The organism is Legionella norrlandica (genome assembly GCF_000770585.1).
Lineage (GTDB): Bacteria > Pseudomonadota > Gammaproteobacteria > Legionellales > Legionellaceae > Legionella > Legionella norrlandica.
Genome location: NZ_JNCF01000123.1, coordinates 1 through 930 on the forward strand (window position 1 = coordinate 1; position 930 = coordinate 930).

Sequence of the window (930 nt, forward strand, 5' to 3'; positions counted from 1 at the left end):
TGCTGCTTTAAATAGCTGGCTCTTTTATTCAAACGTTTTATCGTTAAATTGGCTTCATTCGTTCTTAATGCAGCCAATAGGCCGCGCTGATACTTTATCTGAGGGTCAATTTGTTGATAAGTCTGAAGACTCATCTGGTTCAACAAACGAATCACATGGAAACGGTCAGCTACTATCTTTGCATTAGGAAAGTAACGCCTGATTAACAAGCGATAGCTGCTGCTTAAATCAATACAGACCACAAGTACTTTATCCCGACCTTCTAAGGTCTTCAGATAGCCCTCTAAGTCTTTAGCACTACGCCCTTCAACCACATCAAAGATTTTATGTTTCGCCAAATCACAAAAAGTTGTCGCATAACCCACCTTTCTATTAAATGAATGCTCATCAAGGCCTAATATCCGAGGACAAGAGCGAGTTGCTATCTTTTTATAACGTAGTTCATAACCATAGTGATACCAACGCTCTACAGTCGATTTTCCCAGCTTTAAATCGCGCGCTAAATCCTTTTGACTCACTCCCTTACTATGATAGTGAAATACTTGTTTTCTTAAGCTCTCCGTCGCTCTTTGATGTTTCCCTATCCCAGGAAATCGTTGATTAAAATAACGATTACAAGCAGGACAATAGTACTTATGGGCTTTGATACACAAATAACTGCGACGCAATCCTATCGATTCATGACGGATTCGTCTTATAAAACTATCCTTTTTACGCAGCTTCTTATTGCCACAATGAATACAGCGAACTACCCAGCGATAACTCACCTCTATATATACCGGGTTTTCTCCTCTCACTCTTTTAATAGAATATCCAGGTAAATTTAGGATACAATCTTTCTTAGGCATTTTAATCTTCCTTTTGACCGTCAAATCAAAGGGTTAGTCTAAACTAACTTGATTAAAATGCCCCTTTATTTGGGGTAGAGCC

At 38.9% G+C, this 930-nt stretch carries 1 protein-coding gene; it reads right to left on the reverse strand.

Going from position 1 to position 930, the window contains the following annotated elements; all coding sequences use genetic code 11:
* Positions 1-848 (reverse strand): ISL3 family transposase (locus OK13_RS13670; RefSeq protein WP_035891748.1); only part of this gene is annotated, 848 nt, incomplete at its 3' end.
* Positions 849-930 lie beyond the last annotated feature (82 nt).